The organism is Shigella dysenteriae (assembly GCF_022354085.1).
GTDB classification, from domain to species: Bacteria; Pseudomonadota; Gammaproteobacteria; order Enterobacterales; family Enterobacteriaceae; genus Escherichia; species Escherichia coli.
This window is the reverse complement of sequence record NZ_CP055055.1, coordinates 505,751-522,154: the sequence shown is the minus strand read 5'-3', so window position 1 is coordinate 522,154 and position 16,404 is coordinate 505,751. Positions and strand designations below refer to the sequence as shown.

Sequence of the window (16,404 nt, the reverse complement as noted above, 5' to 3'; positions counted from 1 at the left end):
GCAATATATTGAATTTATTGTTTTTGTACCCCAGCCGGCATAAACGACTACTCAAGAAATTCAACAGCAACCGTTGATGTCAGCCAGACCCCGTTTTCCGCTTGCCAGAAAGGGATGCCTCGTTTCGCCATCTCCTGTGCTTTGACGGTTAAGACAACCGGCGATCCGTGTCTTGCTCCCACTTTGCGTGCCGTTGCTTCATCAGCAGAGAGATGCACGTAATGACGATCCCCTGCAATCAGCCCCTGTTTTTTTATCTCGTCAAGGAAACGGCTTGCCGTACCGTGGTAGAGAAACTGTGGCGGTGTTTTTTCGGCAAAGGAAATAGCGACCTGCGAAGTCGAATGCCCCTGAACCGCGCGGATGCACCTACCATCACTGGAATAACTAAAACGCTTTTTATCGCTGGTTGCGACCACGGTATCCAGCAATGCACGGGTTAATCGCTTGCCCGCTTTTTGGGCACAAAGTATGAGCTTATCGATATTCGCCCATCCTTCACGGTCCAGTACGATACCAATCGCCTCCGGTTTGTGTCGGAGGACAAAACTTAAAAACTTGCTCGTATCCGCCAGCTCTTTTTCGTTGTACTTTGCCATCGCGTTTTCGTCCCTGGATTTTCTGTTTTTATTTACCAATATCATTGTCACTGGGTTTATGAATTTTCTGCAACTCAATCCTGCGCAGAACCTTTTCAACACAGCGTAATTTTTCCGCTATGCAAAAAACGCATAGCCAGAAACATACTTGCATTTTCCCCATACCCACATGGCTGATAAGGTTTTTCAGTTCCAGGAATTTTCCTGGCTCAAGCAACACACAAACACAAAAAAACAATGGGGATTGTTATGACACAACAAGGGGATGCTGTAGCCGGGGAGCTGGCGACAGAAAAAGTGGGCATTAAAGGGTATCTGGCTTTTTTTCTCACCATAATCTTTTTTTCCGGTGTTTTTTCCGGAACAGACAGCTGGTGGCGCGTTTTTGATTTTTCCGTTCTGAACGGATCGTTTGGGCAACTGCCTGGTGCGAACGGAGCCACCACCTCATTTCGCGGCGCGGGTGGTGCGGGGGCTAAAGATGGCTTTCTCTTTGCGCTGGAGCTGGCACCGTCAGTCATTCTCTCTCTGGGGATTATTTCAATTACCGATGGTCTTGGTGGATTACGCGCCGCGCAGCAGTTAATGACACCTGTGCTAAAACCGTTGTTGGGCATTCCAGGGATCTGCTCGCTGGCGCTGATCGCTAACTTGCAAAACACTGATGCCGCCGCCGGTATGACCAAAGAGCTGGCGCAGGAAGGTGAAATTACCGAACGCGATAAAGTGATTTTCGCCGCATATCAAACCAGCGGTAGCGCCATCATCACCAACTACTTCTCTTCCGGCGTCGCGGTGTTTGCCTTTCTGGGCACGTCCGTAATCGTACCTTTAGCCGTCATCCTGGTGTTTAAATTTGTCGGAGCCAACATTTTGCGCGTCTGGCTTAACTTCGAAGAACGTCGCAACCCAACGCAAGGAGCGCAAGCATGACAACTCAGGTCCGCAAAAACGTCATGGATATGTTTATCGATGGCGCGCGCCGTGGCTTTACTATCGCCACGACCAACCTGCTGCCAAACGTGGTGATGGCGTTTGTCATCATTCAGGCGCTGAAAATTACCGGCCTGCTCGACTGGGTGGGGCATATCTGTGAACCCGTAATGGCGCTGTGGGGATTACCCGGTGAAGCGGCAACCGTCCTTTTAGCCGCATTAATGAGTATGGGCGGCGCAGTCGGTGTTGCCGCCAGTCTGGCAACCGCTGGCGCATTAACCGGCCACGATGTCACCGTTTTACTGCCCGCAATGTATTTAATGGGCAACCCGGTGCAAAATGTCGGTCGCTGCCTAGGGACAGCCGAAGTGAATGCCAAATATTACCCGCATATCATTACGGTCTGCGTGATTAACGCATTGCTGTCGATCTGGGTTATGCAGCTTATTGTTTAACAAGGAGTTACCATGATTGATTATACCGCAGCCGGTTTTACCCTGCTGCAGGGAGCGCATTTGTATGCGCCGGAAGATCGGGGAATTTGCGATGTCCTCGTCGCTAACGGCAAAATTATCGCCGTTGCCAGCAATATCCCTTCTGACATTGTACCGAACTGCACGGTTGTCGATCTCAGTGGGCAGATCCTCTGCCCAGGTTTTATTGATCAACACGTCCATTTGATTGGCGGTGGCGGCGAAGCAGGTCCCACGACGCGCACGCCGGAAGTGGCGCTAAGTCGCCTGACAGAAGCGGGCGTCACGTCAGTGGTTGGTCTGCTGGGCACCGACTCTATCTCTCGCCACCCGGAATCCCTGCTCGCCAAGACCCGTGCGCTCAATGAAGAAGGCATCAGCGCCTGGATGCTGACCGGCGCTTATCATGTCCCTTCCCGCACTATTACGGGTTCCGTGGAAAAAGACGTGGCGATTATCGATCGTGTGATTGGCGTGAAATGCGCCATCTCTGATCACCGTTCTGCCGCACCGGACGTTTATCACCTGGCTAATATGGCGGCAGAATCCCGCGTTGGCGGTTTGCTCGGCGGTAAACCTGGCGTTACCGTGTTCCACATGGGCGACAGCAAAAAGGCGTTACAGCCTGTCTATGACCTGCTGGAAAACTGCGATGTGCCGATCAGCAAGTTGCTGCCGACCCACGTTAACCGCAACGTACCGTTGTTTGAGCAGGCGCTGGAGTTCGCGCGCAAAGGCGGCACCATCGATATCACCAGCAGCATTGACGAACCGGTCGCCCCTGCCGAAGGTATTGCCCGCGCCGTTCAGGCGGGTATTCCGCTGGCACGCGTCACCCTCAGCTCCGACGGCAACGGTAGCCAGCCGTTCTTCGATGACGAAGGGAATTTAACCCATATCGGTGTTGCAGGTTTTGAAACGTTGCTGGAAACCGTGCAGGTGCTGGTCAAAGACTATGATTTCAGTATCAGCGATGCCCTGCGCCCGCTCACCAGTAGCGTAGCCGGTTTCCTTAACCTGACCGGGAAAGGCGAAATTCTGCCTGGCAATGACGCAGACTTACTGGTCATGACGCCAGAATTGCGCATTGAGCAGGTATATGCTCGCGGCAAACTGATGGTCAAAGACGGCAAAGCCTGCGTGAAAGGAACGTTTGAAACGGCTTAAACGGTTGTCAGCCGCCCTAATGGACGTAGAATGCCCGCAAGGGCGGCTGACAGAGTAAAACGTAATGGATGACTGTGGTGCGGTTTTGCATAATATTGAAACCAAATGGCTTTATGATTTTCTGACCCTGGAAAAATGCCGCAATTTTTCCCAGGCGGCAGTCAGTCGTAACGTCTCGCAACCGGCATTCAGCCGCCGCATCCGCGCGCTGGAACAGGCGATTGGCGTTGAATTGTTTAACCGCCAGGTGACGCCGCTGCAACTCTCAGAACAAGGGAAAATCTTCCATTCGCAGATCCGCCATCTGTTGCAACAGTTAGAAAGTAACCTTGCAGAGCTGCGTGGCGGCAGCGATTACGCGCAACGTAAAATCAAGATAGCCGCTGCACACTCTCTTTCCCTCGGTCTGTTACCGTCCATTATCAGCCAGATGCCGCCGCTCTTTACCTGGGCAATTGAAGCCATTGATGTCGATGAAGCGGTCGATAAACTGCGTGAAGGGCAAAGTGACTGTATTTTTTCCTTTCACGACGAAGATTTGCTGGAAGCGCCGTTTGACCACATTCGCTTATTTGAATCTCAATTGTTCCCTGTCTGCGCCAGTGACGAACACGGAGAAGCACTTTTTAACCTCGCGCAGCCACACTTTCCGTTACTGAATTACAGCCGCAACTCCTACATGGGGCGATTGATTAATCGCACCCTGACGCGCCACAGTGAGTTAAGTTTCAGCACCTTTTTTGTCTCTTCGATGAGCGAGCTTTTAAAGCAGGTTGCCCTCGACGGCTGTGGGATTGCCTGGCTGCCGGAGTATGCCATCCAACAAGAAATTCGCAGCGGGCAGCTCGTTGTACTGAATCGGGACGAACTGGTGATCCCGATTCAGGCCTACGCATACCGGATGAATACCCGCATGAATCCCGTTGCCGAACGCTTCTGGCGTGAACTGCGCGAGCTGGAGATTGTGCTTAGCTGACATTCTCAAGCGTCGCACTGCGCCAACCGCCATTATCCCAGACCAGATCAAACGTTAGCGGTTCATCGTCGTGGTACAGCATTATCTCAAGGCTGATCGCCAGAGTGTGGCAGTACGCTTCTTTCAAATTAACCTGCAACGCCGCAATCCGTGGCTCATGAAATAACAGTGCAGAACGCAGCTGACGGCAATACCAGCTCTGGAGATGTTTGTCGCTCGGGTTATGCACTTGCCACTCGGGCATGCCTGAAACAAGTAATGACGGTAATGCCGAATGAGGAGAATTAAAAAGAGTGAGGAGATCGCTGCATACCGATTTACGCAGCAATGACGTTTTATTGCCTGAAATTTTAGGTAAAACAGCCTGAAGTGATTGGCGCATCATTTTGCGCACTCCTGACGTTTAGCAACATATGCGGCTTGCCCTGAACACCGGGCACCACTGTATTGATGCTCATTTTCCATAGCCATTCCCTTTTGTTCATTACATCCATGTCAGTCTGAGACAGGCTTGAATCCTGTCAGCAAAGTATAAAACCTTACTTGCCTATGAATATCTACTGACTTTTCAGGAAAAAAGTCATGATTTGATAAAAATCATCAAACTCAAAAAAAAACCGCTAGTATATTCTGAATATTCCGAATAGTTACGTAGATGAAAATACTTGTCACCGCTGCTACTTAATTCCGGTGGGAAATTATTTATTTCCGCATAATCAGCCATGTATCATTTGAAACAATTAGTTTGTAAATAATATAAATTGATAACATATCAAATACATCAAAAATACCATTCACAGGCATTATTAATATAGACCTCAATATAGCAACATCAAATTCCAATTAGTAATAAGATATGCTTTTAAATTGCATGCAAATAATTTTAAATGAGCGTTTTTTGATACTTTAGAGTGTTTCCTACCCTTTAATATCACTGTGTAGAGTTGATATCACTACAACAGAAACATGCATGTCATTTTTTTACTTCTTTTTTACTACAGAAAAATTTATCTATTTTTCTAAACATCAGTGAAATACTCATAAAAGGTAACTATTATGTCTATGCCATTAAGCAATGCCCTTCAGAGTCAAATTATTACAGATAATCACTTCCTTCATCATCCCAAAGTCGACAATAAGTTAACACGTGAATATGAATATGCACGCATGGATACGGAAAACATCTATCTTCTGCCTCTTACTCGTGGCAATAACCATAATTATGATGGAAAAAGCGTTGTCGAAATTAGAAAACTTAATATTGGCAAACAGTCCTGGCCATTTAATTATGTGACAGATACATGCAGAGAATTCAATGGTATTACAACAACAGGACGTATGCTCTATCGAAACTTGAAAATCACCTCAGCTTTAGACGAAATATATGGTGGTATATGTAAAAAGGCGCATGCTGCTACAGAATTAGCAGAAGGTTTACGGCTAAATTTATTTATGAAGAGCCCTTTCGATCCTGTTGAGGACTATACAGTTCATGAAATAACATTAGGCCCTGGTTGCAATGTTCCAGGTTACGCCGGAACCACGATAGGATATATTTCAACCCTTCCAGTTTCTCAGGCAAAAAGATGGACCAATGAGCAGCCAAGAATTGATATCTATATTGATCAGATAATAACTGTCTCAGGGGTAGCAAATTCTTCCGGATTCGCCCTTGCCGCATTACTTAATGCTAATATTGAGATGGGAAATGACCCAATCATTGGTATAGAAGCCTATCCTGGTACCGCGGAGATCCATGCAAAAATGGGATATAAAGTTATCCCCGGTGATGAAGATGCGCCACTCAAACGCATGACTCTGCAACCGTCATCTCTTCCAGAACTGTTTGAATTAAAAAATGGTGAATGGAATTATATTGGTAAATAGCCACTGAGAAGAATGAGTACTAATATTCAGGTTATACAGATATTTAAACAATACCCTGCAATTTACAAAGTAATACTCATTGCGACTTCTTAATTTAAGAAAGCGCAAGGAACGTTTACCCTTGCGCTTATTATAATAAGTCAGGCGTCGACTTTATCCAGCGGCCATGAATCAAACAGATAGCCGTCAAAATAAATATCGTCAACGTTCGAGAATTCCAGCAGACGTTGCTTAACGTTTTCCAGATGCTGCCACATTGCCAGCTTCGCCGCTCGGGCATCTTTTTTGATTAACGCGGCGAGGATCTGTTTGTGATCGCCCAACCACTCTTTGCGATACAGGCTGTCATCCAGATGGCTGTGCAACTGGATCCACATTGGATTGTTTTCCCGCCACTGCCAGGACTGACGGAATAACTCCACCAGCATGCTGTTATGCGTTGCTTCGGCAATGGCGAGATGGAACTGCATATCACCGCTTTCGCTGCTACCCGGCGCGCTGGAAGCCAGTTCACGCTCTTCCAGTTGCAATGCCTGACGCATTTTGACGATATCTTCGCGGGTAGCCTGCAAAGCGGCAAACTCGGCGATGTTGCTCTCCAATAACTGCCGCGCCTGTAACAGCTCAAAAGGACCGGCATCGTTGCAGACGTTGGCATCCGGACTGTCTGTGTTCTGGCTGCCTGAGTTATCAAGAACATAGATACCGGCACCCCGGCGTACTTCCACCAGCCCTTTGATCTCCAGCATGATCAGCGCTTCACGTACCACCGTCCGCGTGACATCAAGCATTTCTGCAATTTCACGCTCCGGCGGCAGCCGTTCGCCAGGATTGTACGGCGTCTTTATGATCAGATCGCGGATCATCGCCCCGACTTCCTGGTAAGGTCTTTGCGCAGAGGTGGCAGATTTCATGGTGTTGTGTCCGTTAGGTGCGGTTAATCAAATTTTTGCCGGATGCGGCGTGAACGCCTTATCCGGCCTACAACGGGCAATTTTACGGCCCGTTAATCTCAAACTATACCATTAGCACTGGAAGTTGGCACGTACAGGTGGACAAAAAAATGAAAACTGGTCAACCAAATATCAGTTTGATTGACCAGTAAGTCTGTAGGGTAATCAGTTAGTTACAGCGCAGCCACACACTCGCGCGCACCGCGTTCGCACAGCTGCTGATATGCCGCCGTCACCGCGCCAACAAAGTCGGCATTCTGCGGCAGATCATCGGCAAAAATACCGCTCAGGCCCAGCAGCGCTTTCACGCGGTCTGCGCCCTGATACTGCGCGTTAATCTTCTGGAACTCGGCCAGCATCGGGTCGACCACGTCAATGGCATTACCCTGCTCATCCACGCCCTGGGTGTAACGCATCCAGCCAGCCACGCCCAGCGCCAGGTGACGCCAGCTGCCGCCGTTTTGCAGGTGCAGACGCACCGGATCCAGCAGACGCTGCGGTAACTTCTGGCTGCCGTCCATCGCAATCTGCCAGGTACGGTGACGCAGAGACGGGTTGCTGAAACGCTCGATCAGCAGCGTCGCATAGGCGTTCAGGTCCGTACCCTCCGGCATCGACAGCGTTGGCGCTTGTTCCTGCATCATCAGGGCAAAGGCCGCTTTGCGATAATCCGGGTTAGTCATGGTGTCGGCAATAGTTTCATAGCCGCCGAGGTAACCGAGGTACGCCAGGAAAGAGTGGCTGCCGTTCAGCATACGCAGCTTCATCATTTCGAACGGCACAACGTCTGCAACGAACTGTGCGCCCACTTTATCCCAGTCCGGACGACCATTAACGAAGTTATCTTCAATCACCCACTGACGGAAGGGTTCGCAGGCAATGGCGCACGGGTCGTAAACACCCAGCTGGTCAGCAATTTCCTGTAAGGTTTCTGGCGTCGCCGCCGGAACGATGCGGTCAACCATGGTGCACGGGAAGGTGACGTTCTCTTCAATCCATGCCGCCAGCTGCGGATCACGCGCCTGAGCCAGCCCCAGAACCGCGACCTTTGCCACATGACCGTTCTCACGCACGTTGTCGCAGGACATGACAGTAAACGCTTTCAGCCCTTTTTCACGACGCAGACGCAAGGCTTCGACGATGTAACCAATTGCAGACTTCGGCGCAGTCGGGTTTTCCAGATCGTGCTTGATCAGCGGGTTATTGAGATCCAGTTGACCGCTTGCCGCATCAGCGCAGTAGCCTTTTTCCGTGACCGTTAGAGAGACAATCGCCGTTTGCGGACGCGCCATCGCGTTGAGAATACCTTCGCAGCCGTCGATTTCCGGATGCAGCGCTTCTTTCATCGAACCGATAATTTTCAGCTCGGTGCTTTCTGCGCCTTTTTCCGCTACGGTGTACAGCAGTTGCTGTTTTTTCAGGTTTTCGATCAGCACGCGGTCGTTGCCTGGCATCAGGTTAACTTCGCAGATGCCCCAGTCGCTGTCGGTGCTTTCCAGCAGATGATGGGTATACAGCGCCTGGTGCGCGCGGTGAAACGCCCCGCAACCGAGATGCACAATGCGTGATTCCAGACGAGAATGATCCCATGACGGGCGGGCAACCGGCAGATTGCTGTCAACAATAGTAGTCATCGTAAACTCCAGAATCCGTCTTCAGAGAGTGACGGCAAGGAAGAAGGAACCGGCACGGCGCGCAGCCATGCCGGTGGATATTAACGGCTAAAGAAAGCGCGCTGGATCGCCAGTTCGACACCGCGAACTTCGGCCAGGCCTTTCAGACGACCAATTGCGGAGTAACCTGGGTTGGTTTTCTTCTTCAGGTCGTCCAGCATCTGATGACCGTGGTCCGGACGCATCGGGATCAGGTCTTCTTTGCCTTCCGCTTTACGACGGTGTTCTTCTTCAACAATCGCTTTCACCACTTCGTACATATCAACGTCACCGTTCAGGTGCGCCGCTTCGTGGAAGGTTTTCGGGTTATCTTCACGCATGGTGGAGCGCAGATGGGTGAAGTAAATACGCGGACCGAACTGCTTGATCATATCAACCAGATCGTTGTCAGCACGCACGCCGTAGGAACCGGTGCACATGGTGAAACCGTTCGCCATGCTGTTTACGGTATCAACCATCCACTGCATATCTTCAATGGTGGAAACAATGCGCGGCAGGCCGAGGATCGGGCGCGGCGGATCGTCCGGGTGAACCGCCATACGCACGCCAACTTCTTCAGCAACTGGAATAATCGCTTTCAGGAAGACGGCAAAGTTTTCGCGCAGCTTCGCTTTATCGATATCTTTGTACAGCTCCAGGTGCTTACGGAACTGGTCGAGGGTATACCCTTCTTCCGCGCCCGGCAGACCGGCAATGATGTTACGCGTCAGACGCGCTTTGTCTTCGTCGCTCATAGTGGCGAAGCGTTCAGCTGCCTGAGCAATTTCTTCTTCGGTGTAATCCGCTTCCGCGCCTGGACGTTTCAGGATATGCATTTCGAATGCAGCGAATTCGATCTGGTCGAAGCGCAGAGCTTTGGAGCCGTCTGGCAGCACGTATTCGAGGTCAGTACGGGTCCAGTCGAGCACCGGCATGAAGTTGTAGCACACGGTGCGAATGCCGCACTGCGCCAGGTTGCGCAGAGTCTGCTGATAGTTAGCGATCCACTGCTCATAGTTGCCAGTGTGGGTTTTGATATCTTCGTGAATTGGTACGCTTTCTACGACAGACCACACCAAGCCTGCGTCTTCAACGATCGCCTTGCGTTTGAGGATCTCTTCTACGGACCATACTTCGCCGTTCGGGATATGGTGCAGCGCGGTAACCACGCCAGTGGCGCCCGCCTGACGGACATCAGCTAAAGAAACCGGATCGTTTGGGCCGTACCAGCGCCAGGTCTGTTCCATGATTTTTCCTCTTTCACATAGTGGGTTCCACAGCAAAGAGACGCGGAACCCTGGAGTTGTTTAGGTATCCGGATGAACAACCAGACCGCAGCCGTGGCGTTGCATCGGATGAGATGGCGTATAAGTTCTACCTTTTGGTAAGACATGTCAACCCGAATTCTGAAATTGGTTAACCACATCACAAGAATTTCACTCTCCTGGTTGTTGCTGCAAATTGCAGCAAAAGGTAATCGATGGTTATTGATCAGAGGATGTGACATTCATCGCAACAATGGTTGACCAATTTACATAACATGTCGCCCAAAATAACAACGGTTCAACCAGGTAAGGTAAAACGTTATGCATGTGCTTAACATTCTCTGGGTGGTATTCGGCATTGGTCTGATGCTGGTACTGAATTTGAAGTTCAAAATCAATTCAATGGTGGCTTTGTTGGTGGCGGCGCTGTCCGTCGGGATGCTGGCGGGCATGGATTTGATGTCGCTGCTGCACACCATGAAAGCGGGCTTCGGCAACACGCTGGGGGAACTGGCTATCATCGTGGTGTTCGGTGCGGTCATCGGTAAATTGATGGTCGACTCCGGCGCGGCTCACCAGATAGCACATACGCTGCTGGCGCGTCTCGGTCTGCGCTATGTACAGCTGTCGGTGATTATCATCGGCCTGATTTTTGGTCTGGCGATGTTCTATGAAGTGGCCTTTATCATGTTAGCGCCGCTGGTTATTGTCATTGCCGCCGAAGCTAAAATTCCGTTCCTGAAACTGGCGATCCCGGCAGTAGCAGCTGCCACTACCGCACATTCACTGTTCCCACCGCAGCCGGGTCCGGTGGCGCTGGTGAATGCTTATGGCGCAGATATGGGGATGGTTTATATCTATGGCGTACTGGTGACGATCCCAAGTGTAATCTGCGCAGGTCTGATCCTGCCGAAGTTCCTCGGCAATCTTGAGCGCCCAACGCCATCATTCCTGAAAGCAGATCAACCGGTAGATATGAACAATCTGCCCTCTTTCGGCGTTTCGATTCTGGTGCCGCTGATCCCGGCGATCATTATGATCTCTACCACCATCGCCAATATCTGGCTGGTAAAAGATACCCCTGCCTGGGAAGTGGTTAACTTTATCGGTTCCTCGCCGATTGCAATGTTTATTGCGATGGTGGTTGCATTCGTACTCTTTGGCACCGCACGTGGTCATGACATGCAGTGGGTGATGAACGCTTTTGAAAGTGCGGTGAAAAGCATTGCAATGGTGATTCTGATCATCGGTGCGGGTGGCGTGCTGAAGCAAACTATCATCGACACCGGCATTGGCGACACCATCGGCATGTTGATGTCCCACGGCAATATCTCGCCCTACATTATGGCATGGCTGATCACTGTGCTAATTCGTCTGGCGACGGGTCAGGGTGTCGTTTCGGCGATGACCGCCGCCGGGATTATCAGTGCTGCAATCCTTGATCCAGCAACTGGTCAGCTGATTGGCGTGAATCCGGCGCTGCTGGTGCTGGCGACGGCTGCGGGTTCCAACACCCTCACCCACATTAACGATGCATCTTTCTGGTTGTTCAAAGGTTACTTTGACCTGTCAGTAAAAGACACGTTGAAAACCTGGGGTCTGCTGGAGCTGGTCAACTCCGTGGTTGGGCTGATTATTGTGCTGATTATTAGCATGGTAGCGTAAAAGAACACCAGAGCCTGCCAATGGCAGGCTCAGTTCGGATTGTCGGCAAAGTGCGCTTTGTTTATGCCAGATGCGACGCTGACGCGTCTTATCTGGCCTACAAAGGGCTAACGTGCAGGTTTTTAGCTTCAGGTAATATTGCGTACCTGCATTAGCAATGCCCTGTGATTTCTTTATTGATAAACAAAAGTCACGCCAATAATCGATTGCACATTCCCTGCAGTCACCTGCCCTCCGGTACGTGCGTAATTTGCCGTTAATCCCAGACTTACCGCCGAAGTTCCTACTGCTCCTAACGATACCGTGTTATTCGCTGGAATAATCGCACCGTTGCGCGTCAACTGTACGCCGACGCCCTGCGCTGGTGAAAACGACGCGGTATTGGTGAAAATCGAGTTGCCCGCATCTGCGGTTGTGCCGGAGAGGTAATACCCCAGGTTTTGGCTTTTCGCACAATAAACGGTAAGAGGAATTGGCACTGAACCAGGGTAGTCCGGCAGAGTAACGGTGACATCACGAGCAGAAACATCACAGCCGCCAGTAGGCACCACCACATCATTATTGGCGTAAATATTCCACACAAACTGAAAATCATCGCTGTTATAGTTGTTGGTCTGTCGCAAAATAAGCACGGCAATTAATGAGCCAGCTTTAATCGCCACCCCGCCCGCACTGCTCACAGGCGTCAAATAAAGCGCCACCGGCCACGGCTTATCCGTTCTCGAATTATAAACAACCCGCGGCGTTTCGCTGGTGGTCGGAAATGGATAGCTACTGCCACTATATTTTACGGTCCCGGAAAAATTAGCTAACACGCCGCCATAAGCCGAGCCTCGTTGCAGTGTGACATAGTCTGTAATGGTTTCCGGATAATCGTTATGGCAAAAGATTTGCGTCGAAAGATCTACGACCAGGTTTTGCCCCACATTCACGGCAGGCGCAAGGTTTACATAAACATTAGCGCTGCCACCGCCAATAGGGATAGCGGTACCATTGGCGGTTTTACAGGCGAATGACCAGGCATTTACCGACCAGCCCATCAGCAGTACAGCAAACAGGGTAATAACTCGTTTCATTACAATTATCTCTTCGGGTTCAGCTGTAGGTATAGGTGATGCTAATCACTGCCTGAATGGTTCCCTGAGTGGCTCCGCCATTTACCGTCAATGCTCTGACCTGTAACGGGAAGTGCGCTGATTGTGAGGAATCATCCACCTGAACTGTTTTGGTTGCGCCAGTATTCAATGTGTTGCCACTGTCATCCTGTAGCTCTAACTGGATGTTTTGCGCGGTCCCCTGGTTTTTATAATATCCGGTACTGTCGGCTGCCCCGCTGAAGCTGGCAGTGACCCTCGACGTTCCCACCGGACAATTAGTCAACTCAAGCGCAACATCATGCCAGGCCGATGCCGCCCCGGCAGACATCAGACTGAAAGAATAAAGATCGCCGAGATCAACCGTGGCATTGGTGGTGGAAACTGTGCACGGTTTGGCGACGACCTTACCGTTCACCGTGATGGTGACATCGGCTGCCTGTATCGTCGCACTTGCGAGCGCCAATATTGCCGCCAATAAATACCCACGTTTGCGCCATTTCATGAGCATCTCCAGTTACTGATATTCAAGAGTGAAGGTAGCCGTGGCATTGATATGCCCCGCAGTGACAGGCACCTGTGTCGCCATTAGCCGGGCGTAAAAATTCAGCGTATTTGGTTTACCCGGCGTCAGGGTCGTCCACGAAATCGCGGACGATGGAGCATTAAGGGGTATTTGATTTTGCTGCTCATTCAGAAGCTGTATTCCCAGTCCCGCAGCCGCTGACACCGTATTTTCAAGTGCAAGCAGGTTGGCATTGTGGCTATCTGCAACGCCGGTAAACCCAACTTTTACGGCAGAAACGGCATTACCACAGGGTGACAGCAAAATACGAAATGGAACGACAGGAGTCGTCGCGCCAATGTTGTTAAATTGCTTCGCCGCGTTTTCCATCAGATCAACAGTAAAATTGGTTGATTCAGCGGCCACACTACAGCCGTTATCTCTGACATAGCCGCGGATAGTAATCGTGCTATCCGCAGCCAAAACGCGACTTACCGCCAGCCACAAAAAAGCGCACAGAAGATAAAAAGGTTTGTTTCTCATCACGCCCCCTTAACGACATTCAGCTGATAGCTGGGTTAATAACTGCTGCTGACTCTCTGGTGGCAGTTGATAATTGGCGACACAGTGAGCATTTTCCTCTTCTCCCCATTTCACCTGAACTTTTCCCGCTAGAGGCATTCCGCTGAGGTAAACCTGACCATTATCCGCAACAATGCCGCTACTCTGGCTACTCTCTGATGTCACCATCGCCCCAAACGGCAGCGGCTTATTATTGTGGGTTAGCGTCATGAGCAGTTTTATCCCAACGCGCGCTTTAAACTCTGCTCGCACGATCGCCCCACGAGTGGGAACAACGTTAGCGACCGCGTTATCTAAATCGACGTTATCAGCCAGGGTATTGGTATCCAGCGCCACTCTGTTTTCCCGATATTCAGTGGCATAAGGCAGCACGGCATAACCACGCCAGTCGGTACGCACCCCCGTCTGGTTTTCGACTTTTGCATCTTTTGCGCCAGGCGCTTTAACAAGCACCACCGTATCGTTTAACGGCTGCCCCAGCGTTACGCCATTGGCATGAGCCAGTACCCCACCGCTGACTCCGTAATAGAGCTGCTTAATATCATCGCTATGGCTGTAACCGATATTGGCATTGCCGTAACCACCGCGATAATTCAGCGTGGCGTAGCCTGTGCTTCCGCTATTACCATCGCCTCCCCCGGCATAGCCGGTTTGCACGCTATAGCTGAGGTTGTTGTCTTCCAGCAACGTACCGTATACACCAGCCAGATTGGTCATTCGACCGTTGAGATCGTGTGACATGCTGTAGCTGGCACTGGCATGTCGCCACTGAGATTTACTGTCAGAACGCAGCCAGTGGCTGAAAGGAATATTGACGTTAAGCGCTAACATCTGATCCCGTCCTTTTTGCCAGGCGTTTTTCGTCAGGCTATAGCTGAGCGTCCAGTTGATATCTTCGAACGCAGTATTTAATCCAGCCTGGAATTGCTCATCGACATTACTCGTTCCCCAATAAGTTTGATGGCTACCACTCAAATACAGTGTTGATGTGCGCCCGAGTTGCTGAGTAACGGTGAGCTGTAATTTCCCGCGTTTGTTATAAGCGAGGTTGTAATAGTCGGTGAATTTCGGCTTAACCTGAATCACTCCATCCTGTGTTTCGATGTTGTAGCCATTCATTCGACTGTATGTTGTATCAGCGAAATTAAAATATCCGCTGGTCGAATAACGGTAACCTACTAACTGAATATTCGTGCCTGACTCATTGAGCGATTTGTTATAGAGAAAACGCACCGATTGTCCGTCATGCTGACTGTCATCGGGAAGTGTGGAATTAGCCTGAGTCATATCCACAGACAGAGCGCCCAGTGCCCCCATATTTTTCCCGATACCAAAATTAAAAGCACGATAACGATCTGCCAGTTGCGTTCCACCATATATTGTCCAGCCAGCCGGAAGGCCGTGGAGTAATGTACTTTGGAAAAAGCGGGGTTTTTCCTGTTGCGCATTTCCACTACGGTATTCTCCTGCCGTAATGGAATAACGAGTATGCCCTTCACGTTGCAAAAGCGGGACTGACGAATAGGGTACGGTAAAAATCTGCGTGCTGCCGTCAGCCTCTTTGATCGTTACCTGCAAGTCACCACTATTACCTGCGGCATAGATATCGTTGATGGTAAAAGGCCCCGGTGGCACCGTACTATTATAAATGTCATACCCATTTTGTTTAATAGTGACCTGTGCAGTACCACGAGCAATACCGTGGATCACCGGGGCAAATCCTCTTTGGCTATCGGGTAACATATTGTCATCTGAGGCCAATTGTGCGCCGCGAAAGTTAATACCATCGAAAATATCGCCCTGAGTATAACCATCACCCAGCGTCAGCCGGGAACGTAACGGTATTATGTCTCGCTCAAGCCAGGTATTGATATGCTGCCATTTATTTTTGCTACCTGATGATCTGTCGCTACTGTTATAACTCCAGGTGGTATTGTCGCGTAAACGCCACGCACCAATATTTAACCCACTCTGTAGGTTTAAATATGCATAATGGCTGTTACCCCCAATCCGATTCTGTACACTATTTCCGCTGAAATTATAATTGAGCAATCCGGCATTAATACCGGGATCCCATAACTCAGGAGGAATATAACCACGCGCGCGATTACTCATAAATGCCTGAGGGATCGTCAGGTTGAGTCGCTGCTGACCAACATCTAAATGCGCAGTAGCGTCATGGATCATGGAGGTTAAGGGCACGCAGGCATCATCCGCCAGCAGATTCATACCGGAGACAGAAGCCGTATTCAGCCCCATACTGGCAAGTTGCGCGCGTGTCAGGCAGGGAACAATCCCTTGTTCGCTGTCGCCCGTATTAAATGTGACATCACGCGTTGCCATATAACCATTATTCAAATAGATATCGACACGATACGTCCCTGGCGGTAATTCTTGCCCATTTTCAAAACGCGATAAATCGGCCACAGCCTGGGGATCATCCGCTAAAAAGCGCGGATTAAAATAGAGTTCGGCAGATGACAAAGGTGCCTGTGCGGCAAAAGCACAGGCGACAAAGAGCCGGACAAAAAAACCAGCCAAACGATGCTTACGAATATGCAAGCATTGTGTGTTTCGCTGGTAAAGTCTTAAATTCAGATATGACATTATTCCTCCGGTTTAAAATCACCCGGCAGTCAATTCTTTTTAT

The 16,404-nt window shown here is 50.2% G+C and carries 18 protein-coding genes; 6 read left to right on the top strand and 12 right to left on the bottom strand.

Translation table 11 applies throughout. The annotated features are described in order from the left end of the window. Positions 1-47: 47 nt before the first annotated feature. Positions 48-599, bottom strand: coding sequence for an RNA 2'-phosphotransferase (kptA, locus tag HUZ68_RS02520; protein WP_001151867.1), 552 nt, complete (start codon positions 597-599; stop codon positions 48-50). A gap of 249 nt (positions 600-848) precedes the next feature. Between kptA and HUZ68_RS02515 the strand changes: the two genes are divergently transcribed. The 4 genes from HUZ68_RS02515 to hypT all read left to right on the top strand — a co-directional run bounded on the left by HUZ68_RS02515 (position 849) and on the right by hypT (position 4,151). Next, entirely contained in the window at positions 849-1,532 is a 684-nt protein-coding gene (locus HUZ68_RS02515; RefSeq protein ID WP_001295597.1) for a nucleoside recognition domain-containing protein, read from the top strand. Continuing rightward, the gene (locus HUZ68_RS02510) at positions 1,529-1,990 is read left to right on the top strand and encodes a YjiG family protein (RefSeq protein WP_000211971.1); all 462 of its coding nucleotides are present in this window, start codon (positions 1,529-1,531) and stop codon (positions 1,988-1,990) included. Before HUZ68_RS02515 ends, HUZ68_RS02510 begins: the two co-directional genes overlap by 4 nt. A gap of 12 nt (positions 1,991-2,002) precedes the next feature. Further along, a complete protein-coding gene (iadA, locus tag HUZ68_RS02505) occupies positions 2,003-3,175 on the top strand; it encodes a beta-aspartyl-peptidase (RefSeq protein ID WP_001388839.1) in 1,173 nt (390 codons plus the stop codon). A 64-nt stretch (positions 3,176-3,239) separates the two neighbouring features. Next, positions 3,240-4,151 (top strand): hypochlorite stress DNA-binding transcriptional regulator HypT, encoded by a 912-nt coding sequence (hypT, locus tag HUZ68_RS02500; RefSeq protein WP_000340758.1) that lies wholly within the window; start codon positions 3,240-3,242, stop codon positions 4,149-4,151. On the opposite strand, the gene iraD is transcribed toward hypT, so the two are convergent. The 4 genes from iraD to HUZ68_RS25085 form a co-directional block, all read right to left on the bottom strand. Then, on the bottom strand, positions 4,144-4,536 hold the full coding sequence (gene iraD / locus HUZ68_RS02495; protein WP_000986224.1) for an anti-adapter protein IraD: 393 nt from the start codon (positions 4,534-4,536) through the stop codon (positions 4,144-4,146). The two genes, hypT and iraD, sit on opposite strands and share 8 nt — an antisense overlap. Further along, on the bottom strand, positions 4,533-4,616 hold the full coding sequence (idlP, locus tag HUZ68_RS02490; protein WP_120795393.1) for an iraD leader peptide IdlP: 84 nt from the start codon (positions 4,614-4,616) through the stop codon (positions 4,533-4,535). Before idlP ends, iraD begins: the two co-directional genes overlap by 4 nt. 115 nt (positions 4,617-4,731) lie before the next feature. Beyond that, positions 4,732-4,875, bottom strand: coding sequence for a protein YtiD (ytiD, locus tag HUZ68_RS24900; protein ID WP_001301448.1), 144 nt, complete (start codon positions 4,873-4,875; stop codon positions 4,732-4,734). Further along, positions 4,854-4,922 carry a hypothetical protein gene (locus HUZ68_RS25085; protein ID WP_420315554.1) on the bottom strand — a complete coding sequence of 23 codons (69 nt, stop codon included), beginning with the start codon at positions 4,920-4,922 and terminating at the stop codon, positions 4,854-4,856. Before HUZ68_RS25085 ends, ytiD begins: the two co-directional genes overlap by 22 nt. Positions 4,923-5,207: 285 nt before the next feature. Between HUZ68_RS25085 and HUZ68_RS02485 the strand changes: the two genes are divergently transcribed. Then, positions 5,208-6,038: a DUF2686 family protein gene (locus HUZ68_RS02485; RefSeq protein ID WP_239594020.1), complete on the top strand. Its 831-nt coding sequence runs from the start codon at positions 5,208-5,210 to the stop codon at positions 6,036-6,038. A 140-nt stretch (positions 6,039-6,178) separates the two neighbouring features. Here HUZ68_RS02485 and uxuR read toward each other — a convergent pair whose 3' ends face one another. The 3 genes from uxuR to uxuA form a co-directional block, all read right to left on the bottom strand. Continuing rightward, complete coding sequence (gene uxuR, locus HUZ68_RS02480; protein ID WP_000833679.1) at positions 6,179-6,952, bottom strand: Uxu operon transcriptional regulator; 774 nt, start codon at positions 6,950-6,952, stop codon at positions 6,179-6,181. A 212-nt stretch (positions 6,953-7,164) separates the two neighbouring features. Beyond that, positions 7,165-8,625 (bottom strand): fructuronate reductase, encoded by a 1,461-nt coding sequence (locus HUZ68_RS02475; protein WP_000208194.1) that lies wholly within the window; start codon positions 8,623-8,625, stop codon positions 7,165-7,167. Positions 8,626-8,705: 80 nt separating this feature from the next. Next, positions 8,706-9,890: a mannonate dehydratase gene (uxuA, locus tag HUZ68_RS02470; protein ID WP_000438582.1), complete on the bottom strand. Its 1,185-nt coding sequence runs from the start codon at positions 9,888-9,890 to the stop codon at positions 8,706-8,708. A gap of 339 nt (positions 9,891-10,229) precedes the next feature. On the opposite strand from uxuA, the gene gntP reads away from it, so the two are divergent. Continuing rightward, entirely contained in the window at positions 10,230-11,573 is a 1,344-nt protein-coding gene (gene gntP / locus HUZ68_RS02465; protein WP_000558250.1) for a gluconate permease GntP, read from the top strand. 173 nt (positions 11,574-11,746) lie between these two features. Here gntP and fimH read toward each other — a convergent pair whose 3' ends face one another. The 4 genes from fimH to fimD all read right to left on the bottom strand — a co-directional run bounded on the left by fimH (position 11,747) and on the right by fimD (position 16,361). Beyond that, positions 11,747-12,649, bottom strand: a complete 903-nt coding sequence (gene fimH / locus HUZ68_RS02460; protein WP_080030351.1) for a type 1 fimbria D-mannose specific adhesin FimH — start codon at positions 12,647-12,649, stop codon at positions 11,747-11,749. 19 nt (positions 12,650-12,668) lie between these two features. Next, positions 12,669-13,112: a type 1 fimbrial minor subunit FimG gene (gene fimG, locus HUZ68_RS02455; RefSeq protein WP_077897989.1), complete on the bottom strand. Its 444-nt coding sequence runs from the start codon at positions 13,110-13,112 to the stop codon at positions 12,669-12,671. Positions 13,113-13,184: 72 nt separating this feature from the next. Further along, positions 13,185-13,715: a type 1 fimbria minor subunit FimF gene (fimF, locus tag HUZ68_RS02450; RefSeq protein WP_001244836.1), complete on the bottom strand. Its 531-nt coding sequence runs from the start codon at positions 13,713-13,715 to the stop codon at positions 13,185-13,187. A 9-nt stretch (positions 13,716-13,724) separates the two neighbouring features. Then, positions 13,725-16,361: a fimbrial usher FimD gene (fimD, locus tag HUZ68_RS02445; protein ID WP_000120939.1), complete on the bottom strand. Its 2,637-nt coding sequence runs from the start codon at positions 16,359-16,361 to the stop codon at positions 13,725-13,727. Positions 16,362-16,404: the final 43 nt, after the last annotated feature.

What these genes read in the sequence shown, in the direction of transcription:
- kptA (WP_001151867.1), bottom strand. Translation starts at nt 599, where the DNA reads ATGGCAAAGTACAACGAAAAAGAGCTGGCGGATACGAGCAAGTTTTTA.
- HUZ68_RS02515 (WP_001295597.1), top strand. Translation starts at nt 849, where the DNA reads ATGACACAACAAGGGGATGCTGTAGCCGGGGAGCTGGCGACAGAAAAA.
- HUZ68_RS02510 (WP_000211971.1), top strand. Translation starts at nt 1,529, where the DNA reads ATGACAACTCAGGTCCGCAAAAACGTCATGGATATGTTTATCGATGGC.
- iadA (WP_001388839.1), top strand. Translation starts at nt 2,003, where the DNA reads ATGATTGATTATACCGCAGCCGGTTTTACCCTGCTGCAGGGAGCGCAT.
- hypT (WP_000340758.1), top strand. Translation starts at nt 3,240, where the DNA reads ATGGATGACTGTGGTGCGGTTTTGCATAATATTGAAACCAAATGGCTT.
- iraD (WP_000986224.1), bottom strand. Translation starts at nt 4,536, where the DNA reads ATGATGCGCCAATCACTTCAGGCTGTTTTACCTAAAATTTCAGGCAAT.
- idlP (WP_120795393.1), bottom strand. Translation starts at nt 4,616, where the DNA reads ATGGAAAATGAGCATCAATACAGTGGTGCCCGGTGTTCAGGGCAAGCC.
- ytiD (WP_001301448.1), bottom strand. Translation starts at nt 4,875, where the DNA reads ATGGCTGATTATGCGGAAATAAATAATTTCCCACCGGAATTAAGTAGC.
- HUZ68_RS02485 (WP_239594020.1), top strand. Translation starts at nt 5,208, where the DNA reads ATGTCTATGCCATTAAGCAATGCCCTTCAGAGTCAAATTATTACAGAT.
- uxuR (WP_000833679.1), bottom strand. Translation starts at nt 6,952, where the DNA reads ATGAAATCTGCCACCTCTGCGCAAAGACCTTACCAGGAAGTCGGGGCG.
- HUZ68_RS02475 (WP_000208194.1), bottom strand. Translation starts at nt 8,625, where the DNA reads ATGACTACTATTGTTGACAGCAATCTGCCGGTTGCCCGCCCGTCATGG.
- uxuA (WP_000438582.1), bottom strand. Translation starts at nt 9,890, where the DNA reads ATGGAACAGACCTGGCGCTGGTACGGCCCAAACGATCCGGTTTCTTTA.
- gntP (WP_000558250.1), top strand. Translation starts at nt 10,230, where the DNA reads ATGCATGTGCTTAACATTCTCTGGGTGGTATTCGGCATTGGTCTGATG.
- fimH (WP_080030351.1), bottom strand. Translation starts at nt 12,649, where the DNA reads ATGAAACGAGTTATTACCCTGTTTGCTGTACTGCTGATGGGCTGGTCG.
- fimF (WP_001244836.1), bottom strand. Translation starts at nt 13,715, where the DNA reads ATGAGAAACAAACCTTTTTATCTTCTGTGCGCTTTTTTGTGGCTGGCG.
- fimD (WP_000120939.1), bottom strand. Translation starts at nt 16,361, where the DNA reads ATGTCATATCTGAATTTAAGACTTTACCAGCGAAACACACAATGCTTG.